Raw genomic sequence first — 26,825 nt, 5'->3', positions numbered from 1 at the left:
TAACAACAAAACAGATGAAAAATTTACATATATATATTGCATTTTGTTTAGTAATGGTGGTTATTGGAACTACCAAAGCCCAAAATTTAAATTGGTATCAGAATACTGGTTTTAATGTTATTAATACGAACACCGTATCAGGAAATGGAAACCTATTATCATTTGAAGTATTATCTGAAGAACAGTCTACAGGGTATTTTGAAGTAACCAACTTTAAAGTAAACGGGAATAATCTTGCTGGTTTTTTAGAAACCAAATTTACAGTTGCTTCTATCTATTTTTCGCGAACAACACAAACTTCATTAAATAATACAAATCAATATATTCTTAAAATCGATCATAATGGAGATTCGGGGCTTGTAGGTAATAGATATACGATTTTTGCATATAACACTGATGGTACAGAAATAGGACGTTTAGAAAATATCGCTCTACAAACCTCCGATCGAGTGCGTATTGAGAAGACGAGCAATTCACAACTGCGTTTTCTTTATAATACCCAAGTAATTGGAACGGTCACAAACCCTAACCTATCTTGGTATAGAGCAGGAGTATCAGGCTATATTCTGGCTGATAATTCTACCACCTCTGTGTTATCTTTGACCTATAGTCAACAAGGTTTTGAGATCACAGATGATAGTTATGGACCTTTTTCTGTAACAGACACTGACAAAAACTGGGTATCCGTTAATAGTTATGGTATTACCGAAAATATAATAGGTAATTTTAAAGGAGCAAGTGTAAGCTATTATGATGATTTAGGAAAAGGAACGCAATCGCAAACCTTTGATCCCAAAGAGAAAAAAACCTGGGCAAGCGAAGTTCGATATGATCATCAGGGAAGACCAGCATTAAGTACTTTAAGTGCTCCTATAGGAAACGATGGTGCATTTACCTATAAAGAAGGATTTATCAAAAAATTAGGAAATGCAGATTTTGATATTAGTGATTATGAAAAATCTGATATCGAGAATCCAACTCCGGTAACTGCAGAGGCAAACACCTTAGGTTGGTATTATAGCGAAAGTAATAATAGAGACCCTTATCAAGACGTTACGGATCGACCTTATTCCAGAACAATCTATAGTGAATTAAATCCAGGAACATCATTAAAAACTATAGGTGGTAACAAAATGGCAGATGAATGGAAAAATGGCTATGTGTTCTCTATGCCTGCCGGACAGGAGTTATCAAAAACTGGAGCTTTTGGGGATTCTAAATACGATGATTATAAAATCGTAAAAACCGTATCTAGAGATGTACACGGAATAGAAGCTGTAGTCTTTACAGATACAGATGGTAAAACATTAGCGGCTGCAAGAAGTGGTAACGAAGAAGGTGGTACTTCATTAAGACCCTCTTATGTTACTATTGGCGAACAAGGATTTGTAGACATACATTTGCCAGTTGGCACTAGTGGAATATCAATTTCCGGAAATTCAGGGATTTCTTTAGAAGTTTTCGATTTAATAACAGAACAAATTACCACTACTTCTTGGGGAGATTTACCTTCTGGGTTTTATCGTATAGCAGTTAGCGATATCGATACTTATTCGTTTAATGAGAACGCACCCATCACTATTACTTATAAAGAAAACTACTATGACTATAGCCTTAATGAATACGATAAAGCAGGACGTTTACTAAGCAGTAAACAGCCTTTGCAACACCTAGAAAGTACTTTTGAGTATAATACCTTAGGGCAATTGACACAAACTCATAGCCCTGATGAAGGAGATGCATGGTTTTTGTATAGAGAAGACGGACAAATACGTTTTTCTATCAATAGTAAACAATGGGAAAACAAAGAATTCTCATATACCAATTACGATCATTTAGGTAGACCTATAGAAAGTGGCGTATATAAAGATAATAGCCTCGCATATTTACAAGCTGCCATTCCTATAGATCAGGTGGTAAAAACGACGGATCCTTTTAAAACAGCATTAAAAAATCTGATCGATACACCGGATGGAGATGGTTTAGCAGATAATAACTGTACCGAGATACATAAAACTACTTATGACTATCTACAAAATGGAGATATCAATGCATTACCTATAGGATATAAAAACCCTTCTTTCTTATCAACGAACGTAGCCAAAACCGAGAACGAAAACACCACAACATACTACAGTTATGACATCTACGGCAGAGTACAATGGGTTGTACAAAACATTGCTAGTTTAGGAATCAAAACCATCGATTATGAGTATGACCCAATTACCAGTCAGGTAAATCGAGTGGTATACCAAAAAGAAGAAGGAGATCAATTTATTCATCGATATACCTATGATGATATAGATTATAGTCTCACGAAGGTTGAAACTTCTGTCGATGGCACCAATTATACCGAACACGCTGCCTATGAATATAATGAAACAGGAACATTAAAACGTTTGAATCTGGCACAAGGTTTACAAGAAATAGACTATGTCTACAATCTAAACGGAGCATTAAAAAGCATCAATCAATTAGAGCTAAATGATACCAATAAAGATATATTTGGGATGAATATACATTATTATAAAGACGATTATACACGTACTAATACCCCAGCTCCAGTAAAAACCATAACAGAAGGGATAAATCAATATAATGGTAATATCAAAGCCATTACCTGGAATACGAGGCGAGAAGAGAATCTGACCACTCCTGGTAGTTATTATTATAAATACAATAAAAATAATTGGTTGACCGGAGCAAGTTTTGATACGCCTATTAGTGATGGCGACCCTACTGTAGCTCCTACTGCAATAAGAGAATTACCACAAACAACCACAGAAAATATAGAAGTATCACAATTGGTAACTTTAAGAGATGGTTTTAGTATTACCGCTACAAGTTCCCTTTCTTTTAGTGCTAAAATTATCGAAGCAGGAAATGCAGTAGATGCTAGTGGTGATTATAATGTATCTAATATTACCTATGATGCCAATGGTAATATACAATCTTTGGATAGAAACAAAGATGAATATCAAGGCAGTAATACCATGGATAAATTGTCCTACACCTACAAAACAGAAAAACCAAATCAATTATTACGAGTAGATGATGCCGTAACTACAGCAACCAATGCAGATGATATCAAAGATCAAGCTACTAATGATAATTATAGATATAATGACATAGGACAATTAGTAGAAAATAAAGAAGAAAAGATTACGTATATTTACAATGCCACGGGATTGGTGACTCAGGTAGCCTATAACGGTACACCTGTGGTGAAGTTCTTTTACAACGATAAAAACCATAGAGTAAAGAAAGAGTCGTATGATTCTGGTAGTGGTAATTTATCGTATACAGAACATTATGTACGGGATGCAGCAGGAACTGCTTTAGCGATTTATAGAGATGGAGAAGCATCAGAGCATACCATATATGGCGCTAGTAGATTAGGAGTGTATAAAAGAGGAACAGGAAGTAGTTTATATCAACTAACAGATCATCTTGGTAATGTAAGAGCGGTAATCGGTAGAATGAGTACTGGACAAGTTATGGCTCTTACTTCTGCAACAGATTATTACCCCTTTGGAATGCCAATGCCTAACCGAAATGATGTTGGTGATTACAGATACGCATACCAAGGACAAGAAGTAGATCCCGAAACTGGAAAGGAAGCGTTTCAACTGCGTTTGTGGGACTCTCGTATTGGTAGATGGCTGACTACGGATCCAGCAGGACAATATGCTTCTCCGTACTTGGCAATGGGAAATAACCCTATTTCACAAATTGACCTTGATGGTGGTTTTGCAAATCCTGTTTATGGAAGTGATGGTACACGTATAGGAACAACTAGTGAGGGTGACACTGGCGTCCCAATTATATATGATGGAGATAATTTAGACTTTTCATCTTTGACTAAAGACCAGTTAATTACTAAAGGAGGAGAATACTTTAATTTTCAATTAGATTCTCACTCTCAAGCATTAATGTTTAATGATATATTAGGAGGTACTCAATATTGGATTAATTCATTCACAGATGAGTTAACAGGGGAAACGTTTTCACACGCTGGACAATATTGGGCAGATACATATTATCAATCAGATTTGAGAGGTGGATCTATTTCAGTAAATAAAGGAAATGGTGATATTTTTAACAAACCCGCGAGTAGTTTCACAAATTTTACTACCACAACGAATGGGATTAGTTATAAAATAACAACTTATAATAGTTTATCTGGATATACACCTACTGTAGAAAACATAAGAGCTACTGTAATAATTCACGAAGGTCTTGTTCACGGAAAATGGAACCTAGGAGATATAGAGTTAAGTCATCGAACAGCTTACCAGGCTGTCATAAATAGTAATTTATGGAATGGAACAACTAATAGTTACAAAACAACCGTGCGGAATCAATATCAAAATTATCTAGGTACAGAGAGATTTATGCTGGGTCTAGATGAGCAAGTTAACCCTGTAATTATAAATGGATATTAATAATGAAAAAACTCTTTTTTTTACTACCCTCTTTAATAATTTTAAGTTTCTGTACAGATATTAAAAAGAATACTATTATCGAGCAAACAAATAAGAAACGAATCGAAAAACTAAAGATTTTATATTATGGACCATATAAAAAGAAGGTTTTTATAAATTATCTTGTTCAAATAGAAAATGAAAACTTAATTAAATACACCAATAATTTAAATGAGTTTACTATAAGTAAATCTTTTCAAGATAGTTTCGTAATACCAAACGAATTGAAAAAAATCAATGAGATAGAATTCTCTGAATATGATTCAATAGTCTGGGACAGTACATCAAATACTATTGTTAGGAATATATTTTTTACTAATAATTATGAAGAGAAAAAATTACGAATTATTGGGTATCCTAATTCTTTAAAAAATGACCCAATTTTAGATTTTACTGATGGTATACTTAATCAAGTTATAAAAAATGACAGCCTTAGCCCCGCTCCGCAAAGAGTGATTAAATAAAAAAGGAGTGCTGCGCGAATGTCTCCCGACTTCGTGCCGTCAAAGATTGGTAGATAAGATTAAGAAAATATAAAAACAGTCACGTTTGTAAAAGATGTGGCTGTTTTTTTGTTCTAAGAGTCTCGTCCTGAAATATCGTTACACTAAAATGTTATTTATGGAGTCATTACATTCAAATTATGTAAAGCGTACACAGAAGGATTACAGTTTATCCTTTAAGCTACAAGTTGTTCAAGAGATTGAACAAGGCTTATTAACAAGAACTCAAGCTTTGGATAAGTATGGTATTCAAGCAAGATCTACGATTCGCACTTGGTTAAAAAAATATGGTAAATTTGATTATGATTTTAGTGTAAATAGATCCATGTCCAAAACACCTGAACAACGTATTTTAGAATTAGAACAGCAAGTCAAGCTTTTAGAGAAACAAAAAGCAAGAGCTGAATTTTTAGCAGAGCGTGCGGATAAGAAAGCAATTATATTTGATATGATGATTGATATCGCCGAAGAGGAATTTAATATTCCGATCAGAAAAAAGCACGTACCCGAGTTATCGAAAAATATAGCCAAGAAAAACAAGAAAGCATAACTGCTACCTGTGATTTACTCGGGGTGAATAGACAGGTGTATTATAGAGCTATTCGGTCTTATCAAGACAAACAAAAACTAAGTAAAAAGGTAATTGATTTAGTAAATACCATTCGCATATCAATGCCTAGAATCGGTACAAGAAAATTATTTCATCTTTTAAAATCTCAACTCAAAGTAATCGGAGTTGGTCGCGATAAGCTATTTAAAATACTAAAGGCTAATAACTTGTTGATTTTACCTAAAAAGAATTATCATGTAACTACGGATTCTCATCATAGATTTAGAAAACATAAAAATCGAATAAAAGATGTTGAATTTATCAGACCAGAACAAGTATGGGTCAGTGATATAACTTATATAGGAAATAGGGAAAATCCATGTTATTTGGCTTTAATCACGGATGCTTATTCTAAAAAAATAATGGGATATAATGTATCAAATAGTCTAAGTGTAAAAGGATCTTTAACAGCTTTAGATATGGCTATTTCTAATAGAGATTATAATGAAAAACCTATAATTCATCATTCCGATAGAGGATTACAGTATTGTTCCAATGAATATCAAAAAACATTAAACATCAATAATATTAGCCCTAGTATGACTGAAAAATATGACCCTTACGAAAATGCCATAGCAGAAAGAATTAATGGAATTCTTAAACAAGAATTTGCTATTGACAAGTATGATACTTCAATGCAAATCAAAACCAAACTGGTTCAAAATGCAATCCGCATTTATAATCAGATAAGACCTCATTTATCTAATTCAATGTTAACACCTGATCAAATGCATCAACAAAATAAATTAAAAAGAAAAAGCTACAAAAAACAAAAGGTAGCAAATTAAAATTGCTACCTTGTATTTATTAATTCCTGTAACGATTATTCAGGACGTCACAAAGAATAAGCTAGTCGAGCTTTTGCATCACGTATCATTGCATCAAGAGCAAATAAGATATGTTCTCCCTCGCTAGCGCAAGCGAAATTAAGTGACCGCTAGCGCGATGCCTCTAGGCTCGTGCCGTATCAGATTGGCAGATAAGCGTAATAAAATATATTAAAACAGGCAAGATCTTATGAAATGGTTGTGATTGTTTTATTTTTATCCAGATGGTGCTAGAAATGTTAGATTTGACGCTGAAGGAAACTTTGCGGAAATGATAGTTCACCTCTACTTCTCTTTTTAAATATAGAAAACTATCTAATATCAAAGTAAAGACGGAACTGCATTCCGTGCCACATAAGAGTAAGAAATATTAGTAAAAGACAGACCCGATCGCCTTTAGATTCGTATCAAGATAATTTTATGATTAAATTTAAAAAGAACGGAGTGAACTTTCCCGATCGCTAGATTTATAAGATCCAGTCCGCGTATTAGTCTCCGTCCTTTTTTCAAGTTACTTAGAACCATATAGAATTTTAGTTTGTCCTTATTAAAGGTCTTAGTTAAAGTAACTCAATTATTATCTTAAAATTAAAGTTATGAATTTTAAAAATGTAATTGGTATTGATATTAGTAAAAATACCATTGATGTATGTAATCATTTAGATCAGAAAAATGCTCAATTTAGTAATAGCAAGAAGGGTTTACAGAACTTTTATTTGTGGGTCAAAAGTTCAAAAAATGAAATCGAAGATGTGCTTTTTGTGTATGAACATACAGGTATGTATTCGCATTTAATAACCGAGTTTTTAACAGATAAAGAATGCCATTATCACATTGCACCTGCTTTAGATATAAAGCGTTCAATGGGAATCACAAGAGGCAAAGACGATGTAATTGATTCTAAAAGAATTGCTTTATACGGTTATCGATTAAAAGATGAAATAACTCCAACAAAAAGCTACTCAAAATCCATTACTCAATTGAAATCATTGATGAGTCTTAAAGCTAAGCTAATAAAACAACGAGCCGCTTATAAGGGTACTCTAAGTGAGCAAAAAAACATATATAAAACAAAAGACTTTAAAATCATTTTTGAAGTCCAGGAAAAGATGATTCGTTACATAACAAAACAAATCAAGACTCTTGAATATCAAATTTTGGAAGTTATAAAAAGTCAAGAGGCATTGAAACAAAGTTTAAAGTTAATTTTAAGTATTAAAGGTGTTGGAATGCAAATGGCTACAACGATGATTATTGCTACAGAAAACTTTACCAAATTTAAGAACTGGCGAAAATTTGCATCATATTGTGGTGTAGCTCCTTTCCCTTATCAATCAGGAACAAGTGTAAAAGGACGTAATAAAGTCTCACAACTCGCTAATAAAAAAATAAAAGTATTGATTCATATGTGTTCAATGGTAGCAATTCAACATAATCCAGAGATGAAAAAATACTATGAAAGAAGAATTGAAATAGGTAAAAATAAAATGAGCACAATTAACATTATTAGAAACAAGTTAATAGCTCGCATTTTTGCAGTAATTGATAGACAAACTCCATATGTGGATACAATGAAATTTGCTTAAAAAATAATTTGAAAAAAGCTTGTTTTAATCATAGAATACTCGGATGTGATAGCGCGGAATTACATTCCGTGCAACATAAGAGTAAGAAATATTAGTAAAAAACAGTCATTATCTTCTAATATAGATTTTGGCTGTTTTTTATTTTTATCCATACATCAGATCTCTAAAAAAGATAAAGACAGTGGTAAAATGAAATTATTAGAAATAGCATAAAATTTTCACTGATACAGTCAAGAGGTCGTGGGTTCGAGTCCCGTCTTCTCCACAAAAAACAGACAGTTATGATAAGTAGTTATCATAACTGTCTTAATATGATTCTTTAATTTTTATTAATCCACAATTAGTTTTCTTATGATTGTTTTTTTGTTCTTATCCACTTTCAAAAGATAAACTCCCTTGCTAAGACCACTGAAACTATATTCTTTTTGGCCTACTTCTTTTATGCTTCTTATCTCTCTACCGGAAACATCAAATAGCACTATCCGTCTTATATCATTATATTCTGATACTTTAATATTTACAACTCCATTACTTGGGTTAGGAAAAACTAGTACCGTTTCTTCTTCTTTCAATTCGTTTGCTTCAGGTATTCGTTGATCACCTGCACTTTTAAAACTAATCCAATCTAACTGAATGTTTCTACTTGCATTATGAAAATATAGATAAACTACATGGTTTCCTGATCCCGTTATATTAACCGTTTTCTCTACATAATCATTCCATCCTCCTGTACTTTCTGGGTAGATTTCTGCAATATTGTTACTATCTCTATTGTTATCAATTCTCACCTTCATATAACCGTTTTCATTATTTCCCTTAGCGTATCTAAAAGTAAATTTGCCTCCAGATATATCAACATTATCAAATTTCATCCAATGAGAATAGCTAATATTTGTTACGACCCCGTTTACATTATTCAATTGATAAAAGTTTTCTGTATTATCTTCTGCCTCTATTGTATCGCAGTTTGAGCTATCAGTAGTGCTATCGGATTGTTCAAATCTCATCCAATTAATATTGTAAAGTCCTCCAGAAACATCTAATCGTAATACTTGATTCGCATTTCCACTTGTGATTTGGACATTTTCTATTAGTACATTTTGCCATGATTGCCATCCATTAGTATTAGGGATAGCTACAGAACCTAGTTCTGTTGTTCCTAACTTTAGAGCTAAAGATTTCGAATTATTTTGAGTACTTGCCACTCTTAAAACTATATCATATGTTCCAGGAGTAACGTCTCCTATTGTATACTCTAACCATTCTCCATTAGCTGTCCATCCTACATTAGTGCCACCACCATTATCGGTTGTATTTTGTAGATCAACACCTTCATCCGTTCTTCCCTGACTTCCATTATTACTGGAGTCAGAATCGTTATAAGCGATTCCTTGCCCTCCATTATCATAATCTTCTGCCTCTATTATTCCAGGAATAGTGTGACTTCTAAACGGTGATTGTATAGGATCAGGGTCCACTGTGTCTCCTTCATTTATAACAACGTTACCCAAACTTGTAGGGCAATCGTTATTTCCCCAACGCACCCATACATTGTACGTTCCAGGAGCAAGGTTATTAAAAGCTATAGTTTCGGAATTATCATTCACATTTAGGGGATATGTTGCGCCACCATCGTTACTAAACTCTATAGCTTCTCTACCAGAAACATCAGAAAAAGCAAAGGTAATTTTTCCATCACTAGCACCTTGAGTCGTTTCGTCAGTTGTACTTACAGTCGCGATTGGAAAAGCTGTTCCATTACAATCTGGAATACCTACATCATCTGTAATTGCTTTAAAATTTCCTGACAAGTGCATAAAACTCATCATATATAGCAATCCATCATAATATCTAAATTGACCTGATGGAATCGGAGTATCAAAAAATTCATCTACAAATGGCCATACTTTAGAATCTTCAAGAGCCAAAGCTCCAACAGCGTTACAAGCTACCAAACCAGGAGAATGGTCACTATTTCTGCTAAACGAACCGTCTAATGTCCATAAAGTACTGTATCCTGGTTTATCTTTAAAAAAATTGATCTGCTTATCTATTAGTGGTTGTATATCATTTTTATTTTTTTGAAACCAGGCAAAATCAAATCCCATATTCATAATATTTCGCCAAGCATCAAACTCAAAATTACCGTGATTTCCTTGATTTACAGGTCTGCCATCAAACTCTGAATAATCTGGCATTAATCCAGTCTCAGGATGTGCTGCTCTAGGAAGTAAATAAGTACGACTTATTGTGGCCATATCCGCCCATAATTGATTGTTCCTAGCTGCTTCTTTAGCCCATATTTCATAAAAAGCAGGAAGATGATATGATGGATCTGTAAAACTCGCAGAATTACCACAAATTCCAAAAACTATTTGCTTTTCATCTTGATCAACTAAAGCTGTAGGGCATGAAGATGTACTTGGTGCTGGTTTGTTAAGCATACTATCTAAAATATAGTCTGCTTCGTCTCTATAGTTAATAGATCCGCTACTGCCCCATAATGCATCAGCAAAGAACAAAGCAGTAACAAAATACTCTTCCCCATCTGGAGCAGAATTTTGATCAATCATAGAAAAATTAGTTCTATTTAATTGCCAAGAGAATAAACCTTCTCTATCCGTACCTATTGGATGCTGACTATATTTTTGGGCAAAACGCCATAATTTGTCAAATTCAGCTTTCTTCCCTAATTGCACGCATATCATCATTCCATATGACATTCCTTCTGATCTTATATCATTGTTTCCTGTATCCAAAATATAAGCCATATCATTACCTACCTCGTAATAAAGTCTTTCATTAGTACTATCTCCGTTTACAAAATAATGATCCCAGATAGCATTCATCTTTTGTTGCACTTCCGTTTCCGTTTTTCCAGATTCTACAAACATGTTTCTATATATTCCAGATTCGAATGAAGGTGCAGATGGAATAACTGGAGCTGGTCTAGGTGGAGGAGGAGATCCTAAAAAAGTAAAACTAATTCGATCTAAAAACGTATCATTAGATCCATTATCTGTGATTAATTCTAATGAAAAAATAAGAGGGTTACTCCCTGTAATCGTAACTTCTCGTGAGCTATTAGAAACAGAGGCTCCAGAAAAACTAAAAGCACCTAGGTTATTACTTCCTATATTTAAATTAATCTTGGCTTCACTACTATTAGAGGATGCTCCTGTTATTTCCACTTTATATAAACCAGGTACAGTTGGTAAACTAATTGAACCCTCTGCTTTATCACCATTACCATAAAAAGCTATACCATTAAAAGGTGAATCAATCAATCCAGCATACGGACCGCCAATGCTCAAATCTTCAATCTGAACAGTGGTTTGTCCGGAGACTATTATTACACAGAGGAAGAATAACTTAAAAAAAATTGTTGTAATTGTTTTCATAATAGATTTGTGTTTAGAAATTTAGTTGATCTAAATTATAACATTATTCACGCAAACAATTAGTAAACCATTAAGCCTCTAAAAACCGATTAAAAAACCAATGACTAATAATAGATACTCAAACTAAATACAATTCTAAAAACATCTATAAAATAATGATAATCAGATAATTATATGTTTTTTAGTATTGTGTATTTCTTGATTTTTTTACGAAAACGTTTTCGTAAAAATCTTTGTAAAAAAGTATATAAAAAGCTATTAAATGATGCAGAAAATTGGTAACGAGTTAACTTATTGGTAAAGATTAGAGATCAAAAAATAATAATCCCTGTAAAAATAACTTTTACAGGGATTATTACGACGATTGTTTATGGGAATAAGTTTATTATAATCCTTCTAAAAATCCTTGATATGCGTCTTTTTTATTAAAAGAAGCATCAAACAATAGAGGCCACTCTGGTCTACCATTATTTTCGGGAATTAACCAAGTATCATCATCTTTTAATCCCCAAACTGTTATTGCGTATTTTTTGTTCTGCGGAATTGCATTAAAAATCTCAACTACTTCTCGTACTCTTTGTCTTTGTGCCTGAGATCTTTCTTCAGTAAGTTCGGTTAAATCATTTGCAGCATTAACCTTTACATCTAGTTCTGCAAAATGCACTAATACATCCTTTGCTACTATTTCATCTGTAGCTTCTTGTATCTGCTCTCTACTAGGGAAATTATAATCTATATGCATCTGATAACCAACACCATCAATAAGATCATTTACTAACAGGTCATCTACCATTACCAGTACTTTTCCTCTTTTTGTACCATCAAAGGTCATGTTATAATCATTATAAAACAACTTCACATTAGGATCAGCGGCTCTGGCAAAAGCAAAACATTTTTCGACATAATCTTCACCCATTCTCTGTAAGAAAACGGTATCTCTCCATTGAATATTTGGATCATCATCAATGGCTTCATTAACGACATCCCAAGAATTAATTCTGCCTTGATATCTAGTCAATACAGCTGTTATATATTGTTCTATTAAGTCTTCAAACTCTTGATCTGTACCGCTAAAATTCTCTAATGCTTGTGGTAAACTTCTATGCCAGATCAGTGTATGCCCATGTACATTTAGATTATTTGTTTCTGCATAATCAACTAATGCATCTACTTTACTCCAATCATATATAATTGCACCTGTATTATCAATACCTGTAAATATAGAAGCCATTTTCATATCATTTTCTGCAGTAATGCTACTAAACTCTCTTGTATATATTTCATCATAAGAGGATATATTAGTTCTAGCTTCAGAAACAGCTACACCAACAAAAAAGTTATTTTCTGTGGCACTTTTTAGCGTAACATCATCAGGGAATTCTGTATTTGTCTCTACTGAAATCGTATTTGAATTTCCTGAGATAACACCACCGACAACCGCTCTCACTCTATAATAATATGTAGTATTAGAGTTTAATCCAGTAACCGATTGAGACAGTTGATTTATAGACAGATTATCAAAACCTTCTACAAAAGAACTAAAACCACTATTAGTAGAAACATCTAACGCATATTCACTCGCTCTAAATACATTATTCCAATTCGCCCTAAAACTTGTTAAAGCAATATCACTTGCTTCTTGAGCTACTGGAGCTACTGCTCCCGACAAACTGTTATTGTCATCATCACTTGAGCATGACATAAATGACAGTATGGTAAGACATACCATGACATAAAATGCCGAATTACTTATTTTTCCTAATTTCATCTTACTATTTTTTTTAATTTTAATATAACAAGGAGGATCTCCTCAAATCTTAACTTGAATTAGTTCCTCCTTGACATGGCTTCTCTTTTTTTAAAAGAAAAGAAAATGGGGACTTTTTTTGTTTTTATATTCGTTACTCTAGTTCTAAAATCTCGAACTTGACATTATCATATTTGTATCCTGAAGGCACTACTCCAGCGCCTCCTTCATGGCTGATTTGCATCTTAACAGCTACGATGGTCGATGGATTTACATCTCCATTCCCTTGATTACCTGGATCAAATCCGAATCCGAAATCTGCCATTTTTAGCCTTAAGGTTTGCCATCCGGTTCCTTCTAATGGAGCTTTGATTAACCAATTACTTCTGTCATCTTCCAAAACAAATTCCATTACCGTTCCTGGAAAACCATCTCCATTAATATCTATGATTAGGAAGGCATTTTCTGCATCCGTAGCTGTTGTTACAGAAGCAATACTTTGATGAGAACTTCCTGTAAAACCATCTGTGCCCGTATCATCCCAAATAATTTCTGCTCCAGTACTTCCATCTGCACCTATCCCATTGGCAATTCTAAACATATTGTCTCCATAACTGAACCAATCAGCATTATAATCGTTATTAATATTTGGTATCCCATTACCTTCAAAATCAGTTATTAAAACCTCCACAACACCTCCTACAATTGGTAGGTCTTTAGAAACCATTCCTGCAGAAGTAACTACGGTAAATTCTGTTGTTTCGGTTCTACCTTCAGGAAAAGTAAAAATAAGTTCCTGAGGAGAAACCACGATAAAATCCCCTACGGATTCTCCATCAATTAGTACATCCTGCACGTTAAAAAACCAGTTACCAAACACTCTAATTTCTACACCAGCCTCTCCTTTTGGTGGAGAAAAAGTATCCTGAACAGTCAATGTAGGTTCAGGTTGTTTTATCTCAAACTGAGAAGATACCGTTTCACCATAAAGATTAGTAAACTTTACTGTTTGAGTTCCAAAACGACTTCCTTGGTCTACATCAAATGGAACGTTAAAGAATAGTGCTACATTAGAATTCAATGCCGAGTTGAAAAAAGTATTTACCGTTCCATCAAAAACGATTTCTTTCATATCACTTAGACCAGATCCTTCTACCCTAACCAATTCATCCGGAAAACCCGAATTGATTGTAGGTTCATCTCCAAGAGATAGGATAGTTGCAATTTCTGGAGTACCAAATTCTCCTCCATCATTTTCGTTGTCTTCACAAGAAAACAGTCCTAAGAACAAGATCATTATAGAAGATAAGGCAAGTAATCCCTTATTCGTATTTATTAATTTGTTTTTCATTTTCTTAATTATTAATTACATAATCTACTGCTGGACTTGTCGTATCTATAAACGATAACTCTGCTGATGGAATTGGTAATGTAAAGTCACCATCACCTGCACTATCTACAAAAAATGATGAAACATCCAACGGAACCAAAGTATTTACTGTTCCTCTATCTTGACTTCTTATAATAGACGTTGCCACGCTTCTGTCCATTCTTATCAAATCAAGCCAATACTTACCTGCTTCAAAAGCAAATTCAATTCTTCTTTCATCCATCAGCGCTTCTCTAGTTAACATTGTTTTTTCTGAGAGTCCTGCTCTTCTTCTAATTTGATTAAATGCATCCAGTGCCTGAACATCTCCTGTAGAATCTGCATCACCCATAATAGCTTCTGCATAGATCATTAGTACATCTGCGTATCGCATTAGTTGTGTACTCATTTCTGTTCTCATAAAAAACACATTTGGATGCTCATTTAAGGATCCTACCACATATTTTCTATATCGTAACTTTGTCGAAGATTCATCACCATTTTCAGGAAATGTCCACCCTCCCTCAGTAGTTAGTAATTCAGTGTACGTTCTTCCTGGTTCGCAAATAATCCATTTTCTTCGTAAATCTTCTTCATCCGGTTCTGTTATCTTATCAAAGGCAAGATACAGATCAATACTTGGTGCCACGGATCCGAAAGAACCGTCATTACCAATGACATCATCACTCGCAATAAGATAGGCTTGGTTAGTATTCTGTATACCCCATAATCCATTAATGGAAGTCCAAACCCATCTGTAAATACCTTCACTATTTACACTAGCTGATGGATCTATAAATTGATCTTGATAATTAGGCTGTAAACTGTGTAATCCGCTATTGATAACCAATTCTGCATACTCTCTGGATTTCGCATAATCTTTACGAGTTAAATACATCTCTGCCAGATACGACCAAGCCGCTGTTTTACCAATTCTCATACTACCAGAAGTCCCTACTGGCAATAGCTCTGCAGCCTTTTGTAAATCATTTTCTATAAAAGCATAAATACTAGAAATCGTATTGAGAGGATATAAAGTAGAAGTATCCGAAGTTATTTCATCAATAACTGGAACTTCTCCCCATAATCGTACCAAATAGAAATAAGAAAAAGCGCGGATAAATCGTGCTTCACCTTCTACCTGATTTTTAACTTCTTCAGAAATCTCAGGGCTCAAATCTCCTGCTACTACTTTTAATAGCTGATTGGCATCTGCAATTCCTTTATAAAAGCCTTCCCATCCTTCTAGGAGCGTACCATTATTAACTCCTATGGAGAATAATCTCCAAGGAGCATCTCCTTCAAAACCAATCGAATTACCTGCCAACATATCCAAAGAATACATAAACTTATCATTCGTTGTAAAAAAGGATTGCCCATATAAGGAATTTGCTCCTGATAATAATTGATCGTCAGTTTGGTAAAAATTATCTTCTGTTATAGAATCTACGACATCATTTACTAAAAAATCATCCCCACAAGAGGTTAGAAAGGTCAATACAATAAAATACTTAAAAAATTTCTTACTACTTTTCATACCGAACATATTATTTTCTTTTTCATTTTTTTAAAACTGTACATTTAGTCCAAGGGTCATTGTTCTTGGAACGGGATATCTACCAAAGTCTATCCCTTTAAAAAGAGCACTTTGATTTAATGATCCTACCTCTGGATCATAACCTGAATAATCCGTAAAGGTGTATAAATTTTGAATAGTGGTATATACTCTAATTTGATCAAAAATTTTGGTTTTTCCAAATGTATCTTTAGGTAAGGTACATCCGAAAGTAACACTTTGAATTCTTAGATAAGAACCATCTTCTATGAATCTATCAGACACTCTATTATTTCCATTCTTATCTCCATCAGAATATCTTGGTAAACTTCCATCAGTATTAGAAGCACTGAATCGATCGATCACTGTTGCTGCTTGATTTGCATTAAAACGATTTACACCTTCAATATACGTTCTAGTATAATTGTAAATGTCATTACCGTAAGATCCTTGAAGGAAGACAGATAAATCAAACATTCCATATCGGAAATTGTTAGTTATACTATAAGTAAAATCCGGATGAGGATTCCCAATAAAAGTTCTATCATTATCATCTATGGTTCCATCTCCATTAAGGTCTTTAAAACGCACATCACCAATCCAAGTACCAGTAGCTTCATTACGAGTACTCTCTGCCGGGATTATACCATTATCCAATTCCTCTTGGGTTCTAAATAAATCATCGGTTACGAATCCATAGAACATACCTATTGGCTGGCCTACTACTGATCTTGTTAAATCAGCAACAATTTCTTCATCTCTTAAAGTTCCTATAAGAGCATCATTATCACTAGACAACTCAGTAATTTCATTGCGATATAAACTGAATACAATATTAGTATCCCAACTAAACTTCTCATTAGTAACATTTTTAGTGTTTAACGTCACATCAATACCGTCATTGATCATTTCACCAAAATTTTCTACGGGTGCATTGATCCCTATAAAAGATAAGGTGTTTAAACTTCCTAAAAATCCTGGGACAGGTCTGGTAGCCAGAAAATCTTTGGATGTTTTTCTATACACATCCACATCTAACCTTATGGCATTGTCAATAAATCCAAGTTCTACTCCAAGGTTTGGTGAAATCAAAGATTCCCAAACTATATCAGGGCTATTAAAATTGGCTAAGCTAAACCCACTCCCAAAAGCAGTATTTTGGTTTCTAAGGAAACTCAAGAATAAATTATCACCAATCCCTTGGTTTCCACTAGTACCATATCCTGCTCGAATTTTAAAATAGCTCCAAACATTTGATATACTTTCCATAAACGGTTCATCACTAACTACCCAAGCTCCGGATACTGATGGGAACAGACCCCATCGAGTATCTCTCCTTCCAAACTTTGAAGAACCGTCATATCGTAAAGAAGCAGAAAGCAAATATTTTGAATCGTAATTATAATTGATCCTACCGAAATAAGAAAGTATTGAATTTGCTCCTTCAAACGATTCTGATAGTGATGTTTCTGCATCACCTGTATTTAAACCAGGAATATCATTACTGGGAAAATCAGATCGTTGTCCGGATAATCCTTGAAATTGAACTTTTTGAGCTTCTGTTCCTAATAAAATATCCAACCCATGATTTCCTATCTGAGGAGTATAGGTCAAATAGTTTTTAAATAGATAATACAATCCTTCATTCGCGCTTTTAAAAGCCGAATTCAAACCATTAGAAAGTGATCCAAAATCAAAAGTTGGGAAAAAGCTTTCTGTTTTGGCAGTATTGTAATCATATCCTAAATCAGATCTAAACTTAAGATTATTTGCTAATTTTAAATCTAAATAAATATTTCCATTCACTTTGAAACGTTCCAGCGTGCTATTTCTTATTTCTGAAGCAGCTACTGGGTTAAGTGCTCCTGTATTACCTAAACCATTTTCTGGAGAACCAAACGTACCATCTGGATTTCTAACGGGTACATCAGGTGTTTGTCTTAAAGCTGATGTAATAGTTCCATTACGAGAATCGTTTAATCCTATTTGTTCTAATGAGCTACTTAAATTAATATTGTGTCCAAATTTAATTCTATCGTTATATTGATAATCTAGATTTAATCGTAAACCAAACCTTCTTAAACCAGAATTAATTATAATACCATCTTGATCAAAATAATTTGCTGAGGCGTAGAATTTTGTTTTTTCTTTTCCTCCCGAAATTGATAATTGATGATTGATTATCGGAGCAGCTCTGAAAATTGCTTTTTGCCAATCCGTTCCTTCTCCTAAAATACCTGGATTTTCAAACTGTGGAGCAGGAGGTAAATTAGTTGATGGACTTTGTCTAACCTCATTTGAATACGCTGCAAATTCTCTAAGATTCATCATATCCAATAATTTTGGTGCAGATTGAATCCCTCCATATGTCTCATAATTTATCTTAGCTTTACCTGCTTTACCTCTTTTTGTAGTAATGAGAACCACACCATTAGAGGATTGTGCTCCATATATCGCTGCAGCAGAAGCGTCTTTTAAAACTGTTATCGATTCGATATCATTTGGATTCAATGCAGAAAGAGGACTTATTGCGGTTTGCCCACCAGTTCCTCCGAAACGTGAAAAATTAAAAGAATCACTTTCTGAATTCTGAACGTTTACTCCATCTATAATGTATAAAGGTTCATTAGATCCCGTTACCGATGTAGTACCACGTATTCTTACAGATACGGCCCCTCCTGGTCGCCCGGAGCTTCGTGTTACAGTAACACCAGATACTAAACCTTGAATTCCTTGATCGATATTAGTAACGACTTGTTTTTCTAAAACATCTGCACTAATTGTTGATATAGCCGATGTAAGATCTTTTTTTCTACTCTGTCCGTATCCAATAACTACAACTTGTTCTAAATCCGTTGCTTCAGGAATCATAACGACATTAATCTGTCCGGATTCGATAACAATTTTTTCTATAGTTTGCATTCCAACATAAGAAAATACTAAAATATTTCCTTTCGATAGTCCCTGTAATTCATAGTTACCGTCAAAGTCAGTTAAGGCACCATTGGTAGTACCTTTTACCAAGACTGTTACTCCTGGCAAGGGCATATTAGATTGATCCGTAACTGTTCCACTTACACTATCTTCTTGCGAAAAAACATGCTGTGTTCCAATTAAAATAAATGCAATAATTGCTAGTTTAAGTTTTATCATATGACATTATTTTTATGTAGTTTAGTTAAAAAGTGCTTGACAGCTACTTTTGTTTTCCTTTAATTAGTATTCCTTGTCCCTTACAACTATTTAGATACCAATTAATTAAAGCTTCATTTTTTAGTTCCATTTTTAGTTAAGTGTGATTTTTTTGGTTAAATTCTTTGCTGTTGTAGTATCATTTTGATTGGGTTGTTTTCCACCCATATAAATTTGAACTGCTCCTGATATCTTCTCCTTATCTCCTGCAGAATTAATGACAGCATATTGTTCTGGAGTAACTGTAAAGCTTACTTTTTTTGTTTCTCCGACTTCTAAGTTGATTCTTTTAAACCCGATTAAAGAGTGTTTAGGCCCATCGGCATATTCTTTTTTATCTTGGGATAGATATAACTGAACAACCTCATCTCCTTTACTATCTCCAGTGTTAGTAACTTGCACTGATACAGGAATATTTTCATCTGTTTTTATAGCATCTGGCGCTTCTAATTTTGAATATGAAAAAGTAGTATATGACAATCCGTGTCCAAACTCATATAGAGGCTCTCCCTTAAAATATTTATACGTTCGATTCGTCATATCATACGATTTAAAATCAGGAAGATCTTCAACAGATTTGTAAAAGGTAACAGGTAATCTACCTGCTGGATTATAATCTCCAAAAAGGACGTCGGCAATAGCTCTTCCTCCAAATTCTCCTGGATACCATGCTTCAAGAATAGCAGAAACATTATCATCTGCCCAATTAATGGCAAGTGCACTTCCATTCATCAATACTAACACTGTTGGCTTGCCTAGAGCTTGTATTTCTTTTAATAAAGTAACCTGAGATTGCGGTAAAGAGATTTCTGATCTATCTCCTTTATCGAAACCATCTAAAACAACTGGCATTTCTTCTCCTTCTATATCAGGAGATAATCCTAAACAAAGCACCACAACTTCTGAATTTTTAGCAGCTTCTATTGCAGGAACTAAAAGATCTTTATCTAATTTAGACCATAGTAATTGAGCTTGTGGATCTGTATGATAATTGTAATATTTTATCTTTATGTCATATGATTTACCGGCTTCTAATCTCATGTCCAGATACTTCATTTTTGGCTCGTGATCATCTTCAAAATCTACTCTTAAAGAATCATTTACATAAAGTTTACCTGCACTACTAGCTCTTAATCCTATTCTATATGAGCCGCTTTCTTCTGGAACAATTTTTCCTGTCCATCTAACAGAAAAACTATCGGAAGCTGCATTCTCAAATGGTGTTTTAGAAACCCATATAAAATCTATTATACTATCATTTCGGGTTACTTTTGGTTCACCTTTCCACTCTTTATTGTCAAAATATTCTCCTTTTAATCCAATAGTATCTCCATTTCGCAATGCAGAAGCCGGTATTGGTTGTAATAAAGGCCAACCTTTTGCGATATGGCTTCCTTTAGCATAATATACTTTTGTATTAGGTAATTTTTCTTTGATCGCTTTTAGAGGTGTGATGTTATTTAAAGGAGTTCCATGATAATTTCCCAATAGCGCTTGTTTAGCATTTGCATTAGGACCGATTACTGCAATAGATTTGATATCTTTATTTAAAGGAAGTAGTTTTCCCTCATTCTTTAACAACACCATGGATTCTCTGGCTGTTTTCTCAGACAACTTATAATGCTTCTCACTACATACAACATCATACGGTATTTTAGACCACGATACGATCTCTTCCGGATCAAACATACCAAGTTTAAATCGAGCTTCCATAAGTCTTGATAACGCTCGATCTACTTTATCCTCATCAACCAATCCTTTAAGAACAGCATCTCCTAGGTTAGGGTCGTATACATCTCCACAATTTAAATCCGTACCTCTACTTACTGCCAAAGCTGAAGCCTCAGCAGGGGTCTCGACTAATTCATGCTTATTTGGTTCCCAGAAATCGTTAATTGCCCAACAATCCGAAACCACATAACCATCAAACCCCCACTCTTTTCGAAGTATATCATTTAATAATAAATTACTCCCACAACAAGCTTCATCTCTATATCTATTATAAGCACACATTACAGATTGTACATTTGCTTCTTTAATTGCGGCCTCAAAAGCAGGTAGATATGTTTCTCTTAGATCTCTATCTGATGTATGATAATTGTCTTCGTGTCTTGATTTTTCCGGTCCACTATGTACAGCAAAATGCTTAGCTGTAGCAACCACTTTAAGGTATTTTGGATCATCACCCTGTAATCCTTTTATAAAATTAACTCCCATTCTTCCGGTGAGATATGGGTCTTCTCCATAAGTTTCCTGACCTCTTCCCCATCTTGGATCTCTGAAGATATTGATATTAGGAGTCCAAAAAGTAAGCCCTTGGTATATCCCTCTTTTATTTTCCTTTACAAAACGATGATGCTTCGCTCTTGCTTCATCAGAAATTACTGTACCTACATCAAATAATAATGGTGCATTCCAAGTGGCACCCATTCCTATTGCCTGCGGAAATACAGTAGCCTCTCCAGCTCTTGCAACACCATGTAGGCATTCATTCCACCAGTTATACTCAGGCACTCCTAAGCGTTCTATCGCCGGTGCATCATACCGCATCTGCGATACCTTCTCAGAAAGAGTCATATGACCTATTAGATCACTTACTCTTTCACTAATAGGTAGTTTGGGATTCTTAAACTTGTATTCTGTTTCTTTTTTTGTTACACATCCAATATTCAATTGAAGAATAATTGAAACGACAATTAAACTGTTAACCCTGAAAAGTTTTTTTAATGTTTTTTTAGATTCTTTCCTTATCATTATTGTTAGTTAAAGCTGGTTCTTTTTATGATATTAGATCAAGGATGAAAACAAATAATCCGAGCACCAATACTATTAAAAATATCTCTCCCAAAATTTTAATTTTAGAGTACTTCTTATTCATGTCCTTTGGCTAATTCACAATTTTTTAACAATTTATATACAGGATTAAAAAAACAATGCCACAGATAGAGCATATGATAAAACATTTGTTGCATCCGCCCCTTTTACGGGGGTTTTACAACATTTTAGACAGTCGAGGCAACAATATTTATAGCTAAATTTGACTAGTATGGGGTCTAATTATGAAGAATATATTTTATTATCTTATTTACTAATACTTCTATAATAAATGTAATACAAAATTGAATATATCTTAAACCACCGAAGATTGATGAAAAATACATTGAGCCATAAACATCCTTTCAATTATACTTAAAAAAGGATGAGGATAGGGTAGAAGTATACTTTATTAATACGCTCGTAATTAGATAACTGAATTCAGTGCAAAAAGTCAATAATTTTACCTTGAATATCTATTTTGTCGATTCCATTTACGGATAAAATTAAGGTTCATTTGTAGTTACCTCTGTAGGTAATATTCCAAACTGCGTTTTAAAACACTTTGTAAAATAGGAGGGAGAAGAAAACCCTACCTTATAGCAAACTTCGCTAATATTCGTAGAACCGCTTTCTAAAATTTGTTTCGCCTTTTGCAATCTTATATTTCTTAAAAATTGATTGGCCGTCTGTCCCGTAAGCGTTTTTATCTTCCTGTAAAATTGACTTCTGCTTAGATGAAGCTCTGAAGACAAAGACTCTACACTTAAATCCGGATCACTTAAATTCTCATAGATATGATTCAATACTTTTTGAATAAACTCTTTATCCAATGATGTATTGTTCTGATTAATATCGGCATCACTAACATCACTAAAGTACTTATTAAAAACTATTTGTCTTATTGTAAGCATCTGAGTTAAATATGATTTTAACACTCTCATATCAAAAGGCTTATTGAGATACACATCTGCTCCGGACTCAATGCCTTTTAATCGATCATCTTCCATTGTTTTTGCAGTAAGCATTAAAATAGGAATATGACTTGTCTTTATATCTTTTTTAATCATAGAACAGAATTCGAAGCCATCCATTTCTGGCATAATTACATCAGTAATAATGATATCCGGCACTTCTTTTTTAGCTATTTCCAGACCTTCGCTACCATGTTTGGCATCAAAGACTTTGTAAGTATTGCCTAATTCTGTTTTCAGATAGTTTCTCAACTCGGTATTATCCTCAACAATTAATATCCTGTTGGTTTTTTGTTCCTCTTCTATTTGATTTTCTAAGCTTTGATTATGAACATTACCTATAAATTTAGTTTTAAGCAGAACATCCGAATCTTCATCACTCAACACAATTTCGCTTTCGCTGAAATGTTTTTTGCCTAAAGGTAATATTACCGAAAATGTTGTTCCTTCATTAACCACACTATCAACTTCTACCCTTCCTTTATGTAACTCTACAAAACTTCTAACAACTTCTAAGCCAATTCCGGTACCGCCATAATACCATTTGTTTAGGTTATCTACTTGATAAAATCGCTCAAATATTTTATCAAGTTGTTCTTTTTTAAGGCCGGGTCCAGTATCAGACACACTAATTTCGAATGCTTCAGATAAAATGCCTTCACCTGTTTTTTCTGTAAGAGTTTGTCCAGTCTTTTTTATTGAAACGGTGATCTGTCCTCCTTCTGGAGTAACTTTAAATGCATTGGATAATAAATTGAAGATGATTTTCTCTAGCATACCAATATCTACCCATACTTTTAGTTCAGGAATTTCATGGCTTATGGTCAGATCTATTTTTTTATGAGACGCTTCCATAACGAAATGACTTACCACATCTCGTACAAAGGTGATTATATCGAGTTGCCTTGCTTTAATACTCAATTTATTAAGCTCAAGCTTTCTATAATCCATCAATTCATTAATTAATCTATAAAGTCGATCTGTATTTTTATGGATTATTAAATGTTTTTCATTCACCTCTTTTGGTAAGTTTAGCTCTTCATTTTTGAGTATGTCTTCCAGCGGGTTAATTATCAACGTTAAAGGAGTTCGAAACTCGTGAGATATGTTGGTAAAAAATTGTAGTTTTTTATTATGAAGCTCTTCTTCTTTAATTCTTTTTTCTCTTTCATATCGTATCTGTTGCTTCTCTCTAATTCTATTTTTTGTTACTTTATTTAAAAGATATATACCAAGCAAAAACAATAAAACATATGCCGATAATGCCCAGTTTGTTTTCCACCAGGGTGGTAAAATCTTTATTTGTAAATGCAATGGAGTTTCATTCCATTTACCATCATTATTCGCAACTTTTAATTTAAAAGTATAATTTCCCGGATCCAGATTAGTATATGTTGCACTTCTTGTATTGCCAACATAATTCCATGAATCTTCTAATCCCTCTAAATAATAAGCATATTGATTTTTCTCTGGACGCGTATAATTAATACCTGTATATTCGATTGTAAAAACTGATTGTTCATTACTTAAAGAAATACTATCAGTCTCTGAAATTACTTTACTTAGAGGTGTCCCTTCCTGATTCGGATATACCTTTTTGTTAAATATTTTAAAATCCGTAAGATATAAACTTGTTGAACTATTATTTGTTTGTATGTTTTTTGGATTAAAATAATCTATCCCTTCGTAGTTTCCGAAATAAATATTTCCCTTTTTATCTCGAAATGCAGCATTAAAATTAAAATCATTGGATAACAAACCATCGTTAACCTTATAATCTTTGATTGTTTCTTTTTCCAGATCTAATTTATGAATTCCAGCATTACCACTGGTCCAAATATTATGATATTCATCTTCAATAATTGCAGAGACATTTTCGTCTTCTAATTCATAAAGTTCATTGTACCAAACAAAGCTATACGTATCTGGATTATACCTACATAAACCGGCACCTCTTGTACCAATCCAGATAGATCCATCGGCTCCTTCATAGATGGAAAGTATATGATTTGTATCAGATTCGTTCTGATATTTACTGTTCATTTTCTCTCTTAATAATATAACAGAGAATTGATTAACCTCATTTTTACTTACTTTATACAATCCATTGGCTGCACCTATCCATAAATTATTATCAGAATCTACCAATACCTTTCTGACATCGCTGTTGGGAATTCCATATTTAGAAAACTCTTCGGACGTATGATGGGTAAACTCATCTTTTGACGGATTATACGATACAACTCCTTTAAAAAAAGTTCCAATCCAAATAGTGCCTTCAGCGTCTTCTGCAAAACTTAATATGCTATTAGAAGCTAATGTTCCGTTTGTATTTTCTATTGTATAATTAACGAATCTTTTTGTTCCTTTTTTTAGTAAAAAAACACCTCCATTCCAGCTTCCAGCCCAAATATTTTCTTTACTATCTATAAATATAGTCTGAATATCATACGCTGTAAGATTTGAAAAATCCTTATTATTCTTTTTATTAACATGGATAAATTTTTGACTGTTTGGATCATAAATCTCTATTCCTCCTCCGTCGGTACTAATCCACAACAAACCTGATTTATCTTGAACAATTCCAGTAACAGAACCTGCTTCTAAAGAATTAGGGTTACTAGCAAGACTTTCTATGTTTTTAAACTTATCATACAACTTATCATAAACTGCTATACCTTTATTATAATACCCTATCCATATCCTTTCATTATTATCCATAAACAAAGACCATATGGAATTTGATCGAATACTATTTTTATTGTTTTTATCAAAAAGGTAATTTTTTATTAGCTCGCCATTCGGTTTAATATGAAACAAACCATCATTTTCAGTGCCACAGAGTATAGATCCATCTGCATTAGAAATCATTGAAAAGATTCTCTTATTAGTAAATTGAAGGTTTTTGATATTGAAAGTGTTGTCATCTTTTTTATCAATTTTATATATTCCGTTGGATATACTACCTAACCACAAACTATTATTGTTATCAATCAATAACGATATAATTGGTGTACGCACTGATTGCCTCCCTTTTTCTGTCCCAAAAACCGCAAGATCCAATGTATTCGTTTTAGGGTCATATACTTTTAACCCTCGATTGGTTGCTGCATATATTATTCCTTCAGAATTTACTTTAAGATCATGGATATCTATCGAACTTTGTTTGTTATCAGCATCAACATTGGTGACCGCTTCTACATTGTAGGTTTCTGAATTTAACTTAAGTAAGCCTATTTCGTATGTGCCGATAAAAATATCACCAGTTTCATCCTCGATGATACTATTAACCGCCAAATCTGGTTGATTAAGATCTTTTGGTTGAGAATAAGAAATATCAATTCTCTTAAATTGATCCAATTCTCGATCATAAAGGTCTAATCCATTTTCTGTACCAACCCAAAGTCTGTTCTTTTTGTCGATATATGAGCAGTAAATGGAGCTACTTCTTAAGGAAGTAGTATCCTTTAATGTATGTTTATACGATTTATACTCAATTCCATCGTATCTGTGTAGGCCCGCTCCGTTAGTTCCGATCCAAATAAAACCATCTTGATCCTGTATAATTACCGGTACGGCTATTCTAGAAATACCATCTTCTATATTTACAAAATCAAAATCATTCGATTTTTCTTGCGCCCAAATAAAATTCAGACAATAGCAAAAAAACAATAAAAATGCTATAGTATTTTTAATATTCATAAATTGATATTCCAGTGCTTAAGAATAAATATAGCATGTTTTATCATATTTCTTTGATTTT

Annotated in this window: 12 protein-coding genes; 5 read left to right on the top strand and 7 right to left on the bottom strand. The window is 33.5% G+C overall.

The genetic code is table 11. The features are described from left to right. Positions 1 to 14 precede the first annotated feature (14 nt). The 5 genes from D1818_RS15135 to D1818_RS15120 all read left to right on the top strand — a co-directional run bounded on the left by D1818_RS15135 (position 15) and on the right by D1818_RS15120 (position 8,010). On the top strand, positions 15 to 4,445 hold the full coding sequence (locus D1818_RS15135) for an RHS repeat domain-containing protein (protein ID WP_118459828.1): 4,431 nt from the start codon (positions 15 to 17) through the stop codon (positions 4,443 to 4,445). A gap of 2 nt (positions 4,446 to 4,447) precedes the next feature. Next, positions 4,448 to 4,948: a hypothetical protein gene (locus D1818_RS15130; protein ID WP_118459827.1), complete on the top strand. Its 501-nt coding sequence runs from the start codon at positions 4,448 to 4,450 to the stop codon at positions 4,946 to 4,948. A gap of 157 nt (positions 4,949 to 5,105) precedes the next feature. Then, positions 5,106 to 5,537: a helix-turn-helix domain-containing protein gene (locus D1818_RS25615; RefSeq protein WP_205487253.1), complete on the top strand. Its 432-nt coding sequence runs from the start codon at positions 5,106 to 5,108 to the stop codon at positions 5,535 to 5,537. Further along, positions 5,501 to 6,385, top strand: coding sequence for an IS3 family transposase (locus D1818_RS15125; protein ID WP_205487267.1), 885 nt, complete (start codon positions 5,501 to 5,503; stop codon positions 6,383 to 6,385). The genes D1818_RS25615 and D1818_RS15125 overlap by 37 nt, the downstream gene beginning before the upstream one ends. A gap of 635 nt (positions 6,386 to 7,020) precedes the next feature. After that, a complete protein-coding gene (locus D1818_RS15120; RefSeq protein WP_118459826.1) occupies positions 7,021 to 8,010 on the top strand; it encodes an IS110 family transposase in 990 nt (329 codons plus the stop codon). A gap of 329 nt (positions 8,011 to 8,339) precedes the next feature. Here D1818_RS15120 and D1818_RS15115 read toward each other — a convergent pair whose 3' ends face one another. The 7 genes from D1818_RS15115 to D1818_RS15085 all read right to left on the bottom strand — a co-directional run bounded on the left by D1818_RS15115 (position 8,340) and on the right by D1818_RS15085 (position 26,764). Beyond that, positions 8,340 to 11,411, bottom strand: a complete 3,072-nt coding sequence (locus tag D1818_RS15115; protein ID WP_118459825.1) for a glycosyl hydrolase family 8 — start codon at positions 11,409 to 11,411, stop codon at positions 8,340 to 8,342. Positions 11,412 to 11,796: 385 nt separating this feature from the next. After that, positions 11,797 to 13,179, bottom strand: a complete 1,383-nt coding sequence (locus D1818_RS15110) for an endo-1,4-beta-xylanase (RefSeq protein ID WP_118459824.1) — start codon at positions 13,177 to 13,179, stop codon at positions 11,797 to 11,799. A gap of 133 nt (positions 13,180 to 13,312) precedes the next feature. Continuing rightward, positions 13,313 to 14,509 carry a hypothetical protein gene (locus D1818_RS15105; RefSeq protein WP_118459823.1) on the bottom strand — a complete coding sequence of 399 codons (1,197 nt, stop codon included), beginning with the start codon at positions 14,507 to 14,509 and terminating at the stop codon, positions 13,313 to 13,315. Between the two features lie 4 nt (positions 14,510 to 14,513). After that, on the bottom strand, positions 14,514 to 16,064 hold the full coding sequence (locus tag D1818_RS15100) for a RagB/SusD family nutrient uptake outer membrane protein (RefSeq protein WP_158596948.1): 1,551 nt from the start codon (positions 16,062 to 16,064) through the stop codon (positions 14,514 to 14,516). Between the two features lie 30 nt (positions 16,065 to 16,094). Then, complete coding sequence (locus D1818_RS15095) at positions 16,095 to 19,235, bottom strand: TonB-dependent receptor (protein WP_118459821.1); 3,141 nt, start codon at positions 19,233 to 19,235, stop codon at positions 16,095 to 16,097. Between the two features lie 132 nt (positions 19,236 to 19,367). After that, positions 19,368 to 22,028, bottom strand: coding sequence for a glycoside hydrolase family 3 protein (locus D1818_RS15090; RefSeq protein WP_118459820.1), 2,661 nt, complete (start codon positions 22,026 to 22,028; stop codon positions 19,368 to 19,370). Positions 22,029 to 22,594: 566 nt separating this feature from the next. After that, positions 22,595 to 26,764 carry a hybrid sensor histidine kinase/response regulator transcription factor gene (locus D1818_RS15085; protein WP_118459819.1) on the bottom strand — a complete coding sequence of 1,390 codons (4,170 nt, stop codon included), beginning with the start codon at positions 26,762 to 26,764 and terminating at the stop codon, positions 22,595 to 22,597. Positions 26,765 to 26,825 lie beyond the last annotated feature (61 nt).

Origin of the sequence: Aquimarina sp. BL5, assembly GCF_003443675.1 — a bacterium.
GTDB lineage: Bacteria > Bacteroidota > Bacteroidia > Flavobacteriales > Flavobacteriaceae > Aquimarina.
This window is presented reverse-complemented; position numbering and strand designations above follow the sequence as displayed.

Excerpts from the sequence above, each read along its gene's own strand:
- D1818_RS15110 (WP_118459824.1), bottom strand. The coding sequence starts at position 13,179 with ATGAAATTAGGAAAAATAAGTAATTCGGCATTTTATGTCATGGTATGT.
- D1818_RS15090 (WP_118459820.1), bottom strand. The coding sequence starts at position 22,028 with ATGATAAGGAAAGAATCTAAAAAAACATTAAAAAAACTTTTCAGGGTT.
- D1818_RS15130 (WP_118459827.1), top strand. The coding sequence starts at position 4,448 with ATGAAAAAACTCTTTTTTTTACTACCCTCTTTAATAATTTTAAGTTTC.
- D1818_RS15085 (WP_118459819.1), bottom strand. The coding sequence starts at position 26,764 with ATGAATATTAAAAATACTATAGCATTTTTATTGTTTTTTTGCTATTGT.
- D1818_RS15115 (WP_118459825.1), bottom strand. The coding sequence starts at position 11,411 with ATGAAAACAATTACAACAATTTTTTTTAAGTTATTCTTCCTCTGTGTA.
- D1818_RS15100 (WP_158596948.1), bottom strand. The coding sequence starts at position 16,064 with ATGAAAAGTAGTAAGAAATTTTTTAAGTATTTTATTGTATTGACCTTT.
- D1818_RS15120 (WP_118459826.1), top strand. The coding sequence starts at position 7,021 with ATGAATTTTAAAAATGTAATTGGTATTGATATTAGTAAAAATACCATT.
- D1818_RS15135 (WP_118459828.1), top strand. The coding sequence starts at position 15 with ATGAAAAATTTACATATATATATTGCATTTTGTTTAGTAATGGTGGTT.
- D1818_RS15105 (WP_118459823.1), bottom strand. The coding sequence starts at position 14,509 with ATGAAAAACAAATTAATAAATACGAATAAGGGATTACTTGCCTTATCT.
- D1818_RS25615 (WP_205487253.1), top strand. The coding sequence starts at position 5,106 with ATGGAGTCATTACATTCAAATTATGTAAAGCGTACACAGAAGGATTAC.
- D1818_RS15095 (WP_118459821.1), bottom strand. The coding sequence starts at position 19,235 with ATGATAAAACTTAAACTAGCAATTATTGCATTTATTTTAATTGGAACA.